This window comes from Streptomyces albireticuli, assembly GCF_002192455.1.
GTDB lineage: Bacteria > Actinomycetota > Actinomycetes > Streptomycetales > Streptomycetaceae > Streptomyces > Streptomyces albireticuli_B.
Window position 1 is genome coordinate 741,860 of sequence record NZ_CP021744.1, and the last position, 16,428, is coordinate 758,287.

Annotated in this window: 17 protein-coding genes and 1 pseudogene; 8 read left to right on the plus strand and 10 right to left on the minus strand. The window is 72.0% G+C overall.

Translation table 11 applies throughout. The features are described 5' to 3' along the window. Positions 1-32: 32 nt before the first annotated feature. The 5 genes from SMD11_RS03210 to SMD11_RS03230 form a co-directional block, all read right to left on the minus strand. Positions 33-1,307, minus strand: coding sequence for a DUF6986 family protein (locus tag SMD11_RS03210; RefSeq protein WP_087924964.1), 1,275 nt, complete (start codon positions 1,305-1,307; stop codon positions 33-35). A gap of 181 nt (positions 1,308-1,488) precedes the next feature. Then, entirely contained in the window at positions 1,489-2,451 is a 963-nt protein-coding gene (locus tag SMD11_RS03215; protein ID WP_087924965.1) for an electron transfer flavoprotein subunit alpha/FixB family protein, read from the minus strand. Positions 2,452-2,567: 116 nt separating this feature from the next. Next, complete coding sequence (locus SMD11_RS03220; protein WP_087924966.1) at positions 2,568-3,353, minus strand: electron transfer flavoprotein subunit beta/FixA family protein; 786 nt, start codon at positions 3,351-3,353, stop codon at positions 2,568-2,570. 189 nt (positions 3,354-3,542) lie between these two features. After that, on the minus strand, positions 3,543-4,049 hold the full coding sequence (locus SMD11_RS03225) for a flavin reductase family protein (protein ID WP_087924967.1): 507 nt from the start codon (positions 4,047-4,049) through the stop codon (positions 3,543-3,545). A 240-nt stretch (positions 4,050-4,289) separates the two neighbouring features. After that, positions 4,290-4,616 (minus strand): TlpA family protein disulfide reductase, encoded by a 327-nt coding sequence (locus tag SMD11_RS03230; RefSeq protein ID WP_418952404.1) that lies wholly within the window; start codon positions 4,614-4,616, stop codon positions 4,290-4,292. Between the two features lie 311 nt (positions 4,617-4,927). On the opposite strand from SMD11_RS03230, the gene SMD11_RS03235 reads away from it, so the two are divergent. After that, the gene (locus tag SMD11_RS03235) at positions 4,928-5,656 is read left to right on the plus strand and encodes a lysophospholipid acyltransferase family protein (protein ID WP_087924969.1); all 729 of its coding nucleotides are present in this window, start codon (positions 4,928-4,930) and stop codon (positions 5,654-5,656) included. A 115-nt stretch (positions 5,657-5,771) separates the two neighbouring features. Here the strand turns inward: SMD11_RS03235 and SMD11_RS03240 are convergent, their stop codons facing one another. From SMD11_RS03240 to SMD11_RS03250, 3 genes are read right to left on the minus strand one after another with little or no spacing between them, the layout of a single operon-like run. Continuing rightward, positions 5,772-6,875: a threonine aldolase family protein gene (locus SMD11_RS03240; protein ID WP_199843786.1), complete on the minus strand. Its 1,104-nt coding sequence runs from the start codon at positions 6,873-6,875 to the stop codon at positions 5,772-5,774. Continuing rightward, positions 6,854-7,612: an SDR family NAD(P)-dependent oxidoreductase gene (locus tag SMD11_RS03245; protein WP_087930257.1), complete on the minus strand. Its 759-nt coding sequence runs from the start codon at positions 7,610-7,612 to the stop codon at positions 6,854-6,856. Before SMD11_RS03245 ends, SMD11_RS03240 begins: the two co-directional genes overlap by 22 nt. 26 nt (positions 7,613-7,638) lie before the next feature. Then, positions 7,639-9,036 carry a DUF6421 family protein gene (locus SMD11_RS03250; RefSeq protein ID WP_087924971.1) on the minus strand — a complete coding sequence of 466 codons (1,398 nt, stop codon included), beginning with the start codon at positions 9,034-9,036 and terminating at the stop codon, positions 7,639-7,641. 357 nt (positions 9,037-9,393) lie between these two features. Between SMD11_RS03250 and SMD11_RS03255 the strand changes: the two genes are divergently transcribed. The 3 genes from SMD11_RS03255 to SMD11_RS03265 are packed head-to-tail and all read left to right on the plus strand — an operon-like array spanning position 9,394 to position 12,127. Beyond that, a complete protein-coding gene (locus tag SMD11_RS03255; protein ID WP_087924972.1) occupies positions 9,394-10,326 on the plus strand; it encodes an ABC transporter substrate-binding protein in 933 nt (310 codons plus the stop codon). A gap of 29 nt (positions 10,327-10,355) precedes the next feature. Further along, complete coding sequence (locus SMD11_RS03260; RefSeq protein WP_234366340.1) at positions 10,356-11,240, plus strand: amino acid ABC transporter permease; 885 nt, start codon at positions 10,356-10,358, stop codon at positions 11,238-11,240. After that, a complete protein-coding gene (locus SMD11_RS03265; protein ID WP_087924974.1) occupies positions 11,237-12,127 on the plus strand; it encodes an amino acid ABC transporter ATP-binding protein in 891 nt (296 codons plus the stop codon). The genes SMD11_RS03260 and SMD11_RS03265 overlap by 4 nt, the downstream gene beginning before the upstream one ends. Before the next feature lie 104 nt (positions 12,128-12,231). On the opposite strand, the gene SMD11_RS03270 is transcribed toward SMD11_RS03265, so the two are convergent. After that, complete coding sequence (locus SMD11_RS03270) at positions 12,232-12,780, minus strand: GNAT family N-acetyltransferase (RefSeq protein WP_087930258.1); 549 nt, start codon at positions 12,778-12,780, stop codon at positions 12,232-12,234. Between the two features lie 78 nt (positions 12,781-12,858). On the opposite strand from SMD11_RS03270, the gene SMD11_RS03275 reads away from it, so the two are divergent. The 3 genes and pseudogenes from SMD11_RS03275 to SMD11_RS03285 all read left to right on the plus strand — a co-directional run. Continuing rightward, on the plus strand, positions 12,859-13,251 hold the full coding sequence (locus SMD11_RS03275) for a VOC family protein (RefSeq protein ID WP_087924975.1): 393 nt from the start codon (positions 12,859-12,861) through the stop codon (positions 13,249-13,251). A 161-nt stretch (positions 13,252-13,412) separates the two neighbouring features. Further along, on the plus strand, positions 13,413-13,772 hold the full coding sequence (locus SMD11_RS03280) for a nuclear transport factor 2 family protein (protein WP_159395204.1): 360 nt from the start codon (positions 13,413-13,415) through the stop codon (positions 13,770-13,772). An 89-nt stretch (positions 13,773-13,861) separates the two neighbouring features. Next, positions 13,862-14,653, plus strand: a pseudogene (locus SMD11_RS03285) (aldo/keto reductase); the annotation flags it as partial. A gap of 152 nt (positions 14,654-14,805) precedes the next feature. Here SMD11_RS03285 and SMD11_RS03290 read toward each other — a convergent pair. Beyond that, on the minus strand, positions 14,806-15,255 hold the full coding sequence (locus tag SMD11_RS03290) for a nuclear transport factor 2 family protein (RefSeq protein ID WP_087924977.1): 450 nt from the start codon (positions 15,253-15,255) through the stop codon (positions 14,806-14,808). Between the two features lie 271 nt (positions 15,256-15,526). Between SMD11_RS03290 and SMD11_RS03295 the strand changes: the two genes are divergently transcribed. Then, on the plus strand, positions 15,527-16,312 hold the full coding sequence (locus tag SMD11_RS03295; protein ID WP_087924978.1) for an SDR family NAD(P)-dependent oxidoreductase: 786 nt from the start codon (positions 15,527-15,529) through the stop codon (positions 16,310-16,312). Positions 16,313-16,428: the final 116 nt, after the last annotated feature.

Here is a 16,428-nt window from a genome sequence, read left to right on the forward strand (position 1 = left end):
TCCGGGCCCGGACCCGGCAGGGGACGCCCCCGCTACTTCGCCCGCCCCGCGAGCCGGTCGAGGTCCGCGCGGGAGAGCCCGGTGAGCCCGGCGACCTCCGCCGTGTCGACGGCACCGCAGTCCAGACCGCGCAGCAGATGGCCGCTGAGCGCCCGCGCGGTGGCGGGCTCGTCCAGCACGTCGCCGCCGGAGCGGGCGACGTACGCGGTGAGCCGCGCCGCGGTGGCCTCCAGCCCCTCCCGGTAGAAGGCGTACACGGCCGCGTAGCGCGTCGGCAGGTGGCCCGGGTGCATGTCCCAGCCCTGGTAGTACGCGCGCTCCAGCGAGCGCCGTACGAGCCGGTGGTGGAGCCGCCAGGCGTCGTGGACCCGTGGGGTCGGGCCGACGGGCAGGACGTTGGTCGAGCCGTCGGAGAGCCGGACGCCGGTGCCGGCGGCGGCGACCTGCATCACGGCCTTGGCGTGGTCGGCCGCCGGGTGGTCGGGCGACTGCTGAGCGGCGCCGACGCCGCAGGCGGCGCTGTAGTCGAAGGTGCCGTAGTGCAGGGAGGTGGCCCGGCCCCCGGCGGCGTCGATCATGCGGGCCACGGTGGCGCGGCCGTCGGCGCCGAGCACCGCCTGGGTGGTCTCGATCTGGATCTCGAACCGGAGCCGGCCGTTCTCCAGGCCGCGGGCCTTCTCGAACTCCTCGGCCAGCCCCGCCATCGCGGCCACCTGCTCGGCGTAGCTCACCTTGGGGAGGGTGAGGACGAGTCCGCCGGGCAGGCCGCCCGCGTCCATCAGGCCGGTGAGGAAGATGTCGAGGGTGCGGATGCCGCGGTCGCGGACGGCGGCCTCCAGGCACTTCATGCGGATGCCGACGTACGGGGTGGCCGTGCCGTCGGCGCACGCCCGGGACACCAGCTCCGCGGCGCGCGCGGCCGCCGCGTCCTCCTCGTCGTCGGGCCGCGGGCCGTAGCCGTCCTCGAAGTCGATCCGCAGGTCCTCGACCGGCTCGCGCTCCAGCTTCGCCCGTACGCGCGCGTGGACGGGCCCGGCGAGGTCGTCGGGTATGCCGAGGACGGCGGCGAAGGCGCCGGCGTCGGGGGCGTGCGCGTCGAGCGCGTCGAGCGCCTGGTCGCCCCAGGAGCGCGGGGTGCCGGCCGTGAGGGCGTCGGCGGGGACGTAGACGGTGTGGACGGGCTGGCGGGTGCCCGGGTCGCCCGGGTAGCGGCGCGCGAGCTCGGCGTCGACGCCGGCGAGGGAGGCGCCGATCCGTTCCGTCACCGTGCTCGCGAAGGTGGTCGCGACCGTCCGCTGCTGCCCCATGAGACGCCTCCGTACTTCCGCTGGGCGGAATCGACTGTCCGTCCGGCGAAGCTATCGACGGGCCGGGCGGAAGGTCAACAGCCCCGGGGCGCACGGGGATCGGGCGGGTGCCGGGGCGGGGTGCCGGGAAACGCCCTGGGCCCCCGTGCGCGTGCGCACGGGGGCCCAGGGGCGAGCGGGGTCAGCCCTTGCGGGACTTGACCTCCTCGGTGAGCTGCGGGACGACCTCGAAGAGGTCGCCGACCACGCCGTAGTCGACCAGGTCGAAGATCGGGGCCTCGGCGTCCTTGTTGATGGCGACGATCGTCTTCGAGGTCTGCATGCCGGCGCGGTGCTGGATCGCGCCGGAGATGCCCGCCGCGATGTACAGCTGCGGCGAGACCGACTTGCCGGTCTGGCCGACCTGGTTGGTGTGCGGGTACCAGCCGGCGTCGACTGCGGCGCGGGAGGCGCCGACGGCCGCGCCGAGCGAGTCGGCCAGGCCCTCGATGAGGGAGAAGTTCTCGGAGCCGTTGACGCCGCGGCCGCCGGAGACCACGATCGCGGCCTCGGTCAGCTCCGGGCGGCCGGTGGACTCGCGCGGGGTGCGGGAGACGACCTTGGTGCCGGTGGACGCGCTCCCGAAGGAGACGGCGAGCTGCTCGACCGTACCGGCGGCCGGGGCGGCCTCCGGGGCGGCGGAGTTGGGCTTGACGGTGATGACCGGCGTGCCCTTGGTGACGCGGGACTTGGTGGAGTACGAGGCCGCGAAGACGGACTGCGTGGCCACCGGGCCCTCGGCGCCGGCCTCCAGGTCGACGGCGTCGGTGATGATGCCGGAGCCGATGCGGACCGCGAGGCGGGCCGCGATCTCCTTGCCCTCGGCGGAGGACGGGACGAGCACGGCGGCCGGGGAGACGGCCTCGAAGGCGGCCTGGAGCGCGTCGACCTTCGGCACGACGAGGTAGTCGGCGAACTCGGGGGCGTCGGCGGTGAGGACCTTCACCGCGCCGTACTCGGCGAGCGTCCGCGCCGCGGCGTCGGCACCGGCGCCGAGGTGCACGGCGACGGGCTCGCCGATGCGGCGGGCGAGGGTGAGCAGTTCGAGGGTGGGCTTGCGGACGGCGCCGTCCACGTGGTCGACGTAGACGAGGACTTCAGCCATGGGATTGCACTCCTGAGCGGAAAAATAGGGCGGGTGACGGCGTTCTTGCGGGCTGACGGAAGCTCAGCCGCGGTGCGCTCCGGGGGTTCGGGACGGGCCCGTCCCCGGACCGGCCGCTAGATGAACTTCTGGCCCGCGAGGAACTCGGCGAGCTGCTTGCCGCCCTCGCCCTCGTCCTTGACGACGGTGCCGGCCGTGCGGGCCGGGCGCTCGTTGGCCTCGTCGACCTTCGTCCAGGCGCCCTCCAGGCCGACCTCCTCGGCCTCCAGGCCGAGGTCGGAGAGGTCCAGGGACTCCACCGGCTTCTTCTTGGCGGCCATGATGCCCTTGAAGGACGGGTAACGGGCCTCGCCGGACTGGTCGGTGACGGACACGACGGCCGGGAGGGAGGCTTCGAGCTGCTCGCTCGCGGCGTCGCCGTCACGGCGGCCGGTCACCTTGCCGTCGGCCACGGCGACCTCGGACAGCAGCGTCACCTGCGGGACGCCCAGGCGCTCGGCCAGCATCGCCGGGACGACACCCATGCCGCCGTCGGTGGAGGCCATGCCGGAGATGACCAGGTCGTAGCCGACGTGCTCGACGGCCTTGGCCAGCACCAGCGAGGTGCCGAGCGCGTCGGTGCCGTGCAGGTCGTCGTCCTCGACGTGGACGGCCTTGTGGGCACCCATGGAGAGCGCCTTGCGCAGCGCGTCCTTGGCGTCCTCGGGGCCGACGGTCAGCACGGTGATCTCCGCGTCGTCCGCCTCGTCGGCGATCTGAAGCGCCTGCTCGACGGCGTACTCGTCGAGCTCCGAGAGCAGGCCGTCCACGTCGTCACGGTCGACGGTCAGGTCCTCGGCGAAGTGCCGGTCGCCGGTGGCGTCGGGCACGTACTTCACACAGACAACGATCCTCAAGCTCACGCCGGCTCTCCTACTGCATCGTCTCTTCGTAGCTGCCTTGTGCAGGCAGCATAGGCGCCTTGTGGGGCGGATTCCGGTCGGACCGGCCTGCGCCCCGAGCGGAATGTTACTCGTCAGTACATCGAGCGTGTCACCCGAGCGCAAGGGTGGTCGGCTGTGATCTGCCCAACGCGGGAGATCAGGGACGTCTCAGTCCCGCAGACCGTTGAAGCGCCCCTGGTGGTAGACGAGCGGGCGGCCCGCCCCGTCGGGGTCGCCGGCCACGACCTCGGCGAGCACGAGGCGGTGGTCGCCGGCGGGCACCTTGGCCACGACGCGGCACACCATCCAGGCCAGGACGCCGTCGAGCAGCGGCACCCCCTCGGGGCCCTCCTGCCAGCGGGTGGGCGGGGCGAAGCGGTCGGCGCCGCTGCGCGCGAAGGTGCCGGCCAGCTCCTGCTGGTGCTCGCCGAGTATGTGCACGCCGACGTGCTCGGCCTCGGCCAGCACGGGCCAGCTGGAGGAGCCGGTGCCCACCCCGAAGGAGATCAGCGGGGGCTCGGCGGCGACGGAGGTGAGGGAGGTGGCGGTGAAACCGACCGGGCGCGCGCCGCCCGCCGTGATCACGGCGACGCCGGCGGCGTGCCGGCGGAAGACGGAGCGCAGCAGTTCGGGGGCGGCGAGGGCGGGCGTGCCGAGAGCGGGCGTGGCCGTCATGGATCTGTCCTTCTGCTGGAGGTCGGACCAGAAGTGGTGTCGAACCAGGAGCTGTGCGGGCGCGAGGGGGTCACCGACGACCCGGACAGCGCGCGCTCGCGGTCCGCAGCAGATCGATGTGCGCGCGTCCGTGGAGAACGCGTCCGTGGAGAAGCGGTCCAGGCCACATAGCGTCACACTGACGATCAGTGGTGCGCAGCGTCAAGTGCGGCCGGGCATATGGGAGACGGATCACGGCGATCACAGGGCCGCGCCCAGGGCCGCGATGACATCGGCCTTCCTCGGCTGCCCGGCGGCCCGGCGCACGATCCGGCCGCGCGCGTCCAGGACGAGCGTGGTGGGGGTGGCGGCGATCTCCAGGGCGCGCACGAGGCCGAGGCGGGCCTCGGCGTCGATCTCCACATGGGCGACGCCCTCGACCATGGCCGCGACCTCCGCGAGCGTGCGTCTGGTAGCCCGGCAGGGCTGGCAGAAGGCGCTGGAGAACTGGACGAGCGTGGCCCGCTCCCCCAGCTCCGCGCCGATGTCCGCGGCGTCGAGCCGCACCTTCCCGTCCCGCCCCGGCACGTTCTTCCCTCCGCCGTCGTTGTCCTCGTGTGGTCGTCCACGGGCCGGGCCCATGGGTACCGCCGATTGCAGCACCGCCGGGGGCGGGAAAATTTCCGCCCGGTGTCTCCCCGGGGGTTCCCGTGGGGGCGCGGTGTACCTTCGGCGGTAACCGGGCGGCGGGCCGACGTGATGAGAATCTCCCGGCCCGCGGGGTGCCCTCGCTGGTCCCTGACCCGGACGATCAGGCACGATTCGGCACGGGCCGACAACCTACGGCCGCGTAACTTCCGCCGGGAGCCCCCTCCCCCAGGCCCAGAGGATTGTCCGATATGGCAGAGCTCGTCTACCCCCCGGTGATCGGTACCGCCCGCACCATGTTCAAGGCGTTGGACCTGCGCTTCGACATCCAGGGCACCGAGCACGTTCCGCGGCGCGGCGGGGCGGTCCTGGTGAGCAACCACATCGGGTACCTGGACTTCATCTTCTGCGGCCTGGCCGCCCGGCCCGCCAAGCGGCTGGTGCGCTTCATGGCGAAGGAGTCGGTGTTCCGGCACAAGGTGTCGGGGCCGCTGATGCGGGCGATGAAGCACATCCCCGTGGACCGCGCGGCCGGCATGGACGCCTACAAGCACGCGCTGTCCGCGCTCCGCTCGGGCGAGATCATCGGGGTCTTCCCGGAGGCGACGATCTCGCAGTCGTTCACGCTGAAGAACTTCAAGTCGGGCGCGGCCCGGCTGGCGCAGGAGGCGGGGGTGCCGCTGCTCCCGATGGCGCTGTGGGGCACCCAGCGGCTGTGGACCAAGGGGCACAAGCGGAATCTGGGCCGCAACCACATCCCGATCACGATGCGGGTGGGCGAGCCCATGAGCGCCGATCCGGCCGAGCACGCGGACACGGTGACCGAGCGGGTGCGCGGGCGCGTCCAGGAGCTGCTGGAGGCCGCCCAGCGGGCCTATCCCGTGCGCCCCAAGGACGCCTCGGACACCTGGTGGATCCCGGCGCACCTGGGCGGTACGGCGCCGACCCCGGCCGAGGCGGCGGTCCTGGACCGCCGCTAGCCGGGCGGCAGGGGCCCGTACGCCACCCGGCGGACGGGCCCGTACACCGGGTGGCGCACAAATGAGCCCGGCCGCGAGTCGACGACTCCCGGCCGGGCTCACCCGCGTACGCGCGTTACCGCTTGCCCATCTCCTCCGCGATCGCCGCGGCGAAGGCGTCCACGTCGGCCTCGGTGGTGTCGAAGGAGCACATCCAGCGGACGTCGCCGGCCGCCTCGTCCCAGAAGTAGAAGCGGTAGCGCTTCTGGAGGCGCTCGCTGACGTCGTGCGGGAGCCGGGCGAAGACGGCGTTGGACTGCACCGGGTGCAGCACCTCGACGCCTTCGACGGAGCGCACGCCCTCGGCCAGCCGGCCGGCCATGGCGTTGGCGTGCGTGGCGCTGCGCAGCCACAGGTCGCCGGTGAGCAGGGCCTCGAACTGCGCGGAGACGAAGCGCATCTTGGAGGCGAGCTGCATCGACATCTTGCGCAGGTGCTTCATCGCCCGCACGGCGTCGGGGTTGAGCACGACGACGCACTCGCCGAAGACCATGCCGTTCTTCGTGCCGCCGAAGGAGAGCAGGTCCACGCCCGCGTCGGTGGTGAAGGCGCGCAGCGGGACGCCCAGCGTGGCCGCCGCGTTGGCGATCCGCGCGCCGTCCAGGTGGACCTTCATGCCGCGCTCGTGGGCGTGGTCGCAGATCTCCCGGATCTCCTCCGGGGTGTAGCAGGTGCCCAGCTCGGTGGTCTGGGTGATCGAGACGACCTGCGGCTGCGCGCGGTGCTCGTCCTCCCAGCCCCAGGCCTCGCGGTCGATGAGCTCGGGGGTGAGCTTGCCGTGCTCGGTCGGCACGGTCAGCAGCTTGAGGCCGCCGACCCGCTCGGGCGCCCCGCACTCGTCGACGTTGATGTGCGCGGAGGCGGCGCAGACGACCGCGCCCCAGCGCTCGGTGGCCGCCTGGAGGGCGACCACGTTGGCGCCCGTGCCGTTGAAGACCGGGAAGGCCTCGGCGGTCGGCCCGAAGTGGGCGCGCATCACGTCCTGGAGATGGGCGGTGTAGTCGTCCTCGCCGTAGGCGACCTGGTGGCCGCCGTTGGCGAGGGCGAGCGCCGCGAGGATCTCGGGGTGGGCGCCCGCGTAGTTGTCGCTGGCGAAGCCGCGCACCTCGGGGTCGTGCCGGCGTATCGCGTCGGTCGCCCCCGGGGAGGGTGCCTGGGTCACGGTTGCGGAGTCAGCCACTGACGGGTTCCGTTCACTTCCTGGGCGGGCATGTCCCAGACGCCGACGATGGCCTCGGCCAGGTCCTTGACGTCCGTGAAGCCCGCGAATTTCGCGGTCGGGCGCTCGGCGCGCATGGCGTCGTGCACCAGCGCCTTGATCACCAGGATGGCAGCGGCCGCCTTCGGGCCCTCGTCGCCCCCCGCCTTGCGGAAGGAGTCGGCGAGCGCGAGCGTCCACGCCTCGGCCGCGGCCTTGGAGGCGGCGTAGGCGGCGTTGCCGGCGGTGGGCTTGCTGGCGCCGGCGGCGCTGATCAGCAGATAGCGGCCGTTGCCGCTGCGCTGGAGGGCACCCTCGAAGGCGAGCGAGGTGTGCTGCACCGTGCGGATGAGCAGCTTCTCCAGCAGCTCCCAGTCGGCGAGGTCGGTCTCGGCGAAGGTCGACGAGCCGCGCCAGCCGCCCACGAGGTGGACGAGGCCGTCGATGCGGCCGAACTCCTTCTCGGTGCGGTCCACCCAGGCGCGGGTGGCGTCGAGGTCCAGGAGGTCGACGGTGTCGCCGGTGACGGTGGCGCCGCCGTGGGCGTAGCGGGCGGCGTCCACGGCCTCGGCGAGGCGTGCGGCGTCGGCGTCGGAGGCGACGACCGTGGCACCGGCCTCCGCCAGGCGCAGCAGGGCCGCGCGGCCGGCCGGGCCGGCCGCTCCCGCCACCGCCACCACGGCGCCGTCCAGGCGGCCGCCGTTCGTCGGAATGCTCATCTTCGTCGCCTCTTTCTCGCGCTCGCTCACGCGGCCACCTGCTCGACGTCCGCGGCGGTGATCCCCTTGGTCGAGGCGATCACGGTGCGCAGCTTCTTGGCAAGGGCCTCGAAGAACATGCTGAGCGGGAACTCGTCCGGAAGCACGTCGTCGACGAGCTTGCGGGGCGGCAGTGTGAGGTCGAGGGCGTCGGGGCCCTTGGCCCACACGGAGCCGGGGTGCGGGGCGAGGTAGGTCGAGACGAGCTCGTAGGCGGCGAGCCAGTGGACGAGCTTGGGGCGGTCGATGCCGTCGCGGTAGAGCTTCTCGATCTCGGCGCACAGCTGGTTGGTGACCTGCGGGGCCCGGTCCCAGTCGATGTGGAGGGTGTTGTCCGTCCAGCGTACGACGTCGTGCTGGTGGAGGTAGGCGAAGAGCAGCTGGCCGCCGAGGCCGTCGTAGTTGCGCACGCGCTCGCCGCTGACCGGGAAGCGGAACATCCGGTCGAAGAGGATGGCGTACTGCGCGTCGCGGCCCTGGCCGTAGCCGTCGGCCTCCAGCTTCACGGCCTCCTTGAAGGCGGTGAGGTCGCAGCGCAGCTCCTCCAGGCCGTACATCCAGAACGGCTGCCGCTGCTTGATCATGAAGGGGTCGAAGGGCAGGTCGCCGTGGCTGTGGGTGCGGTCGTGGACCATGTCCCACAGGGCGAAGGCCTGCTGGCAGCGGTGCTGGTCGCCGATCATCCCGGCGATGTCGGCCGGCAGCTCCAGGCCGAGGGCGGCGACGGCCGCCTCGGTGACGCGGCGGAAGCGGGCGCCCTCGCGGTCGCAGAAGATCGCGCCCCAGGTGAAGCGCTCGGGGGCCTCGCGCACGGCGATGGTCTCCGGGAAGAGGACCGCGGAGTGGGTGTCGTAGCCCGCGGTGAAGTCCTCGAAGGTGATGCTGAGGAAGAGGGGGTTGTCGAAGCGGGTGCGCTCCAGCTCGGCGAGCCACTCCGGCCACACGACGCGCAGCACGACCGCTTCGAGGTTGCGGTCGGGGTTGCCGTTCTGCGTGTACATCGGGAAGACGACGAGGTGCTGGAGGCCGTCGGCGCGGTGCGCGGCGGGGTGGAAGACCAGCAGCGAGTCGAGGAAGTCCGGGACGCCGAAGCCGGCGTCGGCCCAGCGGCGGAGGTCCGCGACGAGGGCCGTGTGATAGGCCGCGTCGTGGGGCAGGAGGGGTGAGAGCTCCTCGACGGCCGCGACGACGCGGCCGATCTCCGCTCGGACGGTCTCGCCCGGGGGTGCGCCCTCCGCGTCGAGGTCGATGGACCCGTCGGGGGACTGCCACGGCCGGATCGTCTCGACTGCGTCCTTGAGCACCCTCCAGGCCGGGTGGTCGACTACCCGCTCGGTGGTCGATTCCTCGGCCGCTATCGCCGTGGACGCAAGAATTTCCGTCATGGCTACCCCTCCTCAGGAGAACTTGGCGTTAAGACACCGTATCCGTGCGCGGTTCTCCACCTCAAGAGGGAGAGCGACAAATTATCCTGCCGACCCCCCGGTCGGGCCGCGTTTTTTCCTGCTTCTGGACACGTCGATCGCCTCAAACGTGCGTTTTCGCCTCACGAGCCTCATCCGCATCAGACAGCGTCCTAGGAGGCCGTAGGCGGTTTCCAGCCAGTTTCCGGCCACCTCCGGCGCATTTCCGGGGCCCGTCCGGGACGCGCACTGTTCACGAATCGGCAACAGTCTTCCGCTATTCGGACGGATCATGGCCTGACCTGGACAGATCACCACGGGCACTGCCAGTCTCCCGCCATGCCCGTCGCCAACCAGCGCGTACACCACGCCGATCCGCTCCCGCGCCGCCGCGCCACGCGCCGCGCCGCCCCGTTCGCGGCCGGCCTCGCCGTCCTCCTCACCGCCGCCGTCGGCTGTGCCCCGCAGGACGACACCGACGCCGCGAAGTCCCCCGCCGGGCCGTCCGCCGGAGCCGCCGCCTGCGCCAAGGGCGAGCTGGCCACCGAGACCGCCGGAAAGCTCACCGTGGGCACCGACAAGCCCGCCTACGCCCCCTGGTTCCGCGACGACGACCCGACGAGCGGCGAGGGCTTCGAGTCCGCCGTCGCCTACGCCGTCGCCGACCGGCTCGGCTACGCCAGGACCGACGTGGTGTGGCAGACCGTGCCCTTCAACAGCGCCGTCGCACCCGGCGCGAAGAAATTCGATTTCGACATCAACCAGATCTCCGTCAGCGACGAGCGCCGCCGGGCCGTCGACTTCTCCTCCGGCTACTACGACGTCCGGCAGGCCGTCGTCGCCCTCAAGGACTCCCCCGCCGCCAAGGCCACCACGGCCGCGGACCTCAAGGGGGTGAAGCTGGGGGCGCAGGTCGGCACCACCAGCCTCGACGTCGTCAACGACGTCATCAAGCCCGGCCAGGCACCGGCCGTCTTCCAGAAGAACGACTTCGCCAAGACCGCCCTGAAGAACGGCCAGGTCGACGCGATCGTCGTGGACCTGCCCACCGCCTTCTACATCACCTCGGCCGAGGTCACGGACGCGAAGATCGTCGGCCAGTTCGCGGCCGGGAGCGGCAAGGCCGAACAGTTCGGGCTCGTCCTGGACAAGGGCAGCCGGCTCACCGGCTGCGTCAGCGGCGCCGTCGACTCCCTGCGCAAGGACGGCACGCTGGCGAAGCTGGAGAAGCGGTGGCTCTCCGAGGCCGTCGACGCCCCGGTGCTGAAGTGACGGCCGGGGACACGGCGGCCGGGGCGCCCGTGCCCGTCGCGGACGCCGCGGGCACGGCGGCCGAGGACCGGTACGTACCGTCCGCGCGGCGCCTGGAGCGCGAGCGCTTCAAACGGACCCGGGCCCGCCGGGCCACCGCGGTGGCCGCCCTCAGCACCCTCGTCACGGGCGTCGTGCTGTTCCTCGCCGTCGTCAACTCCCCCGGCTGGCCCCGCACCCGGGAGACGTTCTTCAGCGCGCACTACGCCCGCGAGGCGCTGCCCAAGGTGCTCGACGGCCTGTGGCTCAACGTGCGGCTGCTGGTCATCTGCGGGGCGGCCGTCCTGATCCTCGGGATGCTGATCGCCGTGGCCCGCACGCTGCGCGGCCCGGTGTTCTTCCCGCTGCGCGCGCTGGCCACCGCCTACACCGACTTCTTCCGCGGTCTGCCGCTGGTGATCTGCCTGCTCATGGTGGTCTTCGGCATCCCGGCCCTGCGCCTCCAGGGCGTCACCACCGACCCGGTGCTGCTGGGCGGGACGGCGCTGGTCCTCACCTACTCGGCGTACGTCGCGGAGGTCTTCCGGGCGGGCATCGAGTCCGTCCATCCCAGCCAGCGGGCCGCCGCCCGCTCCCTGGGGCTCAACGGCCGGCAGACCCTGCGCTTCGTCGTCCTGCCGCAGGCCGTGCGGCGGGTCGTGCCGCCGCTCCTCAACGACCTGGTCTCGCTCCAGAAGGACACCGGTCTCGTGTCGATCGCGGGCGCGGTCGACGCCGTGTACGCGGCGCAGATCGTCGCGAGCAAGAGCTTCAACTACACGCCGTACGTGGTCGCCGGGCTCATCTTCGTCGCCCTCACCATCCCCGCGACCCGGTTCACGGACTGGGTCACGGCCCGGATGGACCGCCGCCGGGCCCAGGGAGGGATCGTATGACCAGCGACGGCGCGACCGGCGACCGTAAGGACGAGGGCACGCCGGTGCCGGGCGGGCTGCGGAAGGACGCCTCGGTGCCGGTGCCGCGGGAGGACGGCGCGGCGGCCGGGGCAGGCGCCCCGGCGCCCGGGCAGGGCTCCTCGGCGCCCGTGCTGCGGCTGGAGGCGGTCCGTAAGACCTTCGGGCGGACCGTCGTCCTGCGCGACGTCGACCTGGAGGTCGCGCCGCACACGGTCACGGCACTGATCGGCGCCTCCGGCTCCGGCAAGTCGACGCTGCTGCGCTGCGCGAACCTGCTGGAGGAGATCGACGACGGCGCGATCTTCCTCGACGGCGAGGACATCACCGACCCCCGCGTGGACCCGGACACCGTGCGCCGCCGGATCGGAGTGGTCTTCCAGGCCTACAACCTCTTCCCGCACATGACGGTGCTCGACAACATCACCCTCGCGCCGCGCCGGGTGCACGGGGAGCCGCGCGCGCGGGCGGAGGAGCGGGCACGGGAACTGCTGGAGCGGCTGGGCCTGGGCGGAAAGGCGGGCGAGTACCCGGACCGGCTGAGCGGCGGCCAGCAGCAGCGGGTCGCGATCGTACGGGCGCTGGCGGGCCGGCCCCGGCTGCTGCTGCTCGACGAGATCACCGCGGCCCTCGACCCGGAGCTGGTCGGTGAGGTGCTGGGCGTCGTGCGCGACCTCAAGGAGGAGGGCATGACCATGGTCCTGGCCACCCACGAGATGGGCTTCGCCCGGGACGTCGCCGACCAGGTCTGCTTCCTGGACGGCGGGGTGGTGCTGGAGCGCGGCACCGCGGCCGAGGTCTTCGGCGATCCGCAAGAGGAGCGCACGCGGCGGTTCCTGCGGCGGCTGGTGGAGGCCGGCAGGCTGTGAGGGCGTCCGTGACGGGATGACATGGGTAAGGGGCTCCGGCTGTAGCCGGAGCCCCTTACCCATATCTGTCGTGCGTGACGGCCTACCGGCTATCGCCGCACCGCTTACGGCAGCTTCTTGAGCAGCAGCTCGAATTCGAGGTCGTCGCGCTGCGGGACGCCGAAGCGCTCGTCGCCGTAGGGGAAGGGGCTCATCTCGCCGGTGCGCGCGTAGCCACGGCGCTCGTACCAGGCGATCAGGTCGTCACGCTGCCGGATGACCGTCATGTGCATCTCGCGGGCGTCCCACTCGGCGCGGACGAAACGTTCCGCCTCCGCGATGATCAGCTTGCCGAGGCCGGCGCCCTGCATCGCCGGCCGGACCGCGAACATCCCGAAGTACGCGTGGTCACCACGGTGTTCGAGCTGGCAGCAGGCGACCATGGCACCGTCGAGCTCGACCACGAGCAGCCGGCTGTTCGCGTCGGTCACCACGGCCAGGACGCCGTCGGGATCGGTCCGCTGGCCGTCGAGCAGGTCCGCCTCGGTCGTCCACCCGGCCCGGCTGTCGTCACCCCGGTAGGCCGATTCGACGAGCGCCACGAGATCGGGCACATCGGCGGCGGTGGCGGTGCGGAAGGTCGGCTCGGCAGCGCGGCTGCCGGCGGTTTCCATGGTCACCCGTAGGTTCCTCTCCATACGTTTCGACTCGTATGAACACTAACCCGATCCATGGTGCGTACAGTCACGGTCATGGCGCACGTACTCAGCAGCAGGGTGCTCCTCCGGCCCACCGACCCCGAGCGCTCCCGTACCTTCTACGGAAGCACGCTGGGACTCGCGGTCTACCGCGAGTTCGGCACGGGCCCGGAGCGCGGCACCGTCTATTTCCTGGGCGGCGGATACCTGGAGGTCTCGGGCCGCTCCGAGACTCCCCCGGGGCCCGGCATGGAGTTGTGGTTGCAGGTCGCGGACGCGGCGGCCACGCACGAGGAGCTGGCCCGGCGGGGCGTCGCCATCCTGGAGCCGCCGGAGCGCAAGCCGTGGGGGCTGATCGAGATGTGGATCGCGGATCCGGACGGGGTGCGGATCGCGGTGGTGGAGGTGCCGGAGGACCATCCGATGCGCTACCGCCCGGGGATCTAGGTCCGGCCCCGGGCCCCACGTCGCCGGACCTCCGGCCTCCGGAAGACGGGTTCGGCCGCACCTGGACAGAACAGCTAGTGGGCCACACCCGTTCGTGGAAGGGTGAAGGAATGAACTCAGAGAACTCCTTAGCGAAGTCCCTTCAGGCGAACAAGGATCTCGTGGCCGAGTACATCCGGCTGTTCTACAACGACAAGGACTTCGACCAGGCCCGCCGGTTGCTCACCGAGGGCTTCGTCAACCACCACCACGGCGTCGGCGCGGGCCGCGACCGGACCGTCGAGACGTTCTCGGCCGTCGCCGCCGCCATGCCCGGGTTCTCGCTGACGGTGCGGCGCATGGTGGCCGAGGGCGACCAGGTATGGACGCACAGCGTGGCCAGGGTCGCGCCGGACGTACCGCCCTCGGTGGTGGTGGACATCTGGCGGATCGAGGAAGGCCGCCTCGCCGAGCACTGGGACGTGGGCCAGGGCGTGCCGGAGGGCTCCTCGCTCGACGAACTGATCGAGGACGCCGGCTGACCGGGCGGGGGGAAGGAATGCGTATGAAGCTCCGCCGCGTCGGTCGTGAGGGACCCGAGGTCTTCCCTCTCGGACTCGGCTGCATGGGCATGTCGGAGTTCTACGGCAGTGCCCGGGAGCCGGAGTCGATCGCGGTCATCCACCGCGCCCTCGACCTCGGGGTGAATCTGCTGGACACCGCCGACATGTACGGGATCGGGGAGAACGAGCGCCTGGTCGGGCGCGCCGTCGCGGACCGTCGCGACCGTGTGCTGCTCGCCACCAAGTTCGGTGTGGTCCGTGCCGGGGATCCCGCGGCGCGTGGCATCAACGGCAGCCCGGAATATGTGCGCGCCGCCTGCGACGCGTCCCTTGCCAGGCTCTGCGTGGACCACATCGACCTGTACTACCTGCACCGTCGCGATCCCCAGGTGCCCATCGAGGAGACCGTCGGGGCGATGGCCGAGCTGGTGCGGGCCGGGAAGGTGCGCTGGCTCGGGCTGTCCGAGGTGAGCGCGCAGACCCTTCGCCGGGCCTGCTCGGTGCATCCGATCTCCGCGTTGCAGAGCGAGTTCTCGCTGTTCAGCCGGGACGTCGAGGAGAGCGTGCTGCCTACGGCCCGGGAGCTCGGCGTCTCCCTGGTCGCCTACGCCCCGATCAGCCGGGGCCTGCTCGGCGGCGCCCTGCCGCCCGCGTCCGAACTGGCCGACGGAGACTTCCGCCGGGCGGCGCCCCGCTTCCTCGGTGAGAACGCCGAGCACAACGCGCGTCTCGTGGCCAGGGTCCGGGAGATCGCGAACGAGGCCGGGCTCAGCCCGGCCCAGCTCTCCCTCGCCTGGCTGCTCGCGCAGGGCGAGGACATCGTGCCGATTCCGGGCACCAAGCGGCGGAGCTACCTGGAGCAGAACGTGGCCGCCACGGAGGTGGAGCTGTCCGGGCGGACGCTCGCGGCTCTGGAGACGGCCGTCCCCCGGGCGCGGTGCGCGGCGAGCGGTACCCGGACATGTCGCACATCGGTCGCTGACCGCCCTCCCGGCGGCGTGGTCCTCAGGGTTCAGATGAGGAACTGGTCGTATCCCACCCGCCGGGAGCGGTTGCGCAGTTCGCCGTTCTCGTGCACCAGCACGTCCTGCACCAGGCAGCTCGGGGCGACCTCGGGCTCGCGCACTCCGGGCCTGGTGGTCACCACGAGCACGTAGAACGTGGAGTGGATGCTGCCGTCGTCCTGCGGATCCAGGTCGATCATGTTGAACCAGTGCCTGCGCTGTACCGGGTCGTCCTCGAACCGCTTGTGGAAGTCGTACAGGTCCGCCGTGATGCCCGCGCGGGTCCGCGACGGTTCGCGGCCCGGCGTGTGGGAGAACTCGCCGTCCTCGGTGAACGTCTCCGCGTACGCCTCCAGTTTGCCCGCGTCGAGCGACTGCATCTGCCGCGCGTAGAACTGCTGGACCTCGGCGTACAGCAAACGCTCGTCCGGTTCGCTGCCGCTACGCCTGCTCGTCATGGCTGAAGCCCCTTCGGTGGACGGTGCCGGGCGACCCTTCACTGTCGTCGGCCCCGCCACCGTCCGGCCTGCTCGTCCAAGTCCCCTCGAAGTCCACTCGATGCGGCTCCCGGCCGCCGGCCACCCCGTCACGGGTGCCGTTCCGCTCCGGCGAGACCGGAATTCCAGTCCGATTGGATCCGGGTTCGAGCACCTCCGGCCAGCGTGGAGCGCAGTTCGCAGCCAGAGCGAAACGCCCGGGCTGTCCCGGCAGAACCCGAAAGGACCGACCATGGCGGAACGCACCCGGCGAGTGGCACTGGTCACCGGAGCGACCAGCGGCATGGGCCTAGAGATCGCCAAGGGCCTGGGCCGGCAGGGCATCAGCGTCTACATCTGCTCGCGGCGCGAGGACGCGGTGGCCGCGACCGTCAAGGAGCTGCGCGATCTGGGCCTCGATGTGGACGGGCGGTCCTGCGACGTCCGGAAGCCGGAGCGGATCCGCGCGCTCGTGGACGCGGCCGTCGACCGCTTCGGCCCCATCGACATCCTGGTCAACAACGCCGGCCGGCCCGGTGGCGGGAACACCGCCGAGATCCCGGACGAGGTCTGGTACGACGTGATCGACACCAACTTGAACAGCGTCTTCCTCGTCACCAAGCAGGTGCTGACGCGCGGCGGCCTCCAGGACAAGAGCTGGGGCCGGATCATCAACATCGCCTCCACCGGCGGCAAGCAGGGCGTGATCCACGCCGCCCCGTACTCGGCTTCCAAGCACGGCGTCGTCGGCTTCTCCAAGGCGCTCGGTCTGGAGCTCGCCAAGACCGGCATCACGGTGAACGCGGTCTGCCCGGGGTTCGTCGAGACGCCCATGGCCGTGGGAGTGCGTGAGCACTACGCGGCGATCTGGGGCGTGGACACGGAGGAGGCACACCGCCGGATCAGCGCCCGCGCGCCGATCGGCCGGTACGTGGAGTCCGGCGAGGTCGCCGCGATGGTCGACTACCTGGTGAGCGAGGGCGCCAACGCGGTGACCGCCCAGGCCCTGAACGTCTGCGGCGGGCTCGGCAACTACTGATCCCGCCGGTCCGCGGCCCGGGCCGGGAAGGGGGCGTGGAGCCGCGCCCCCTGTTCGCCGCGCACCGGCACGCGCCGGCCGCGCCGCCCGCTCCCCCGCCCCACACCAACGCAAAG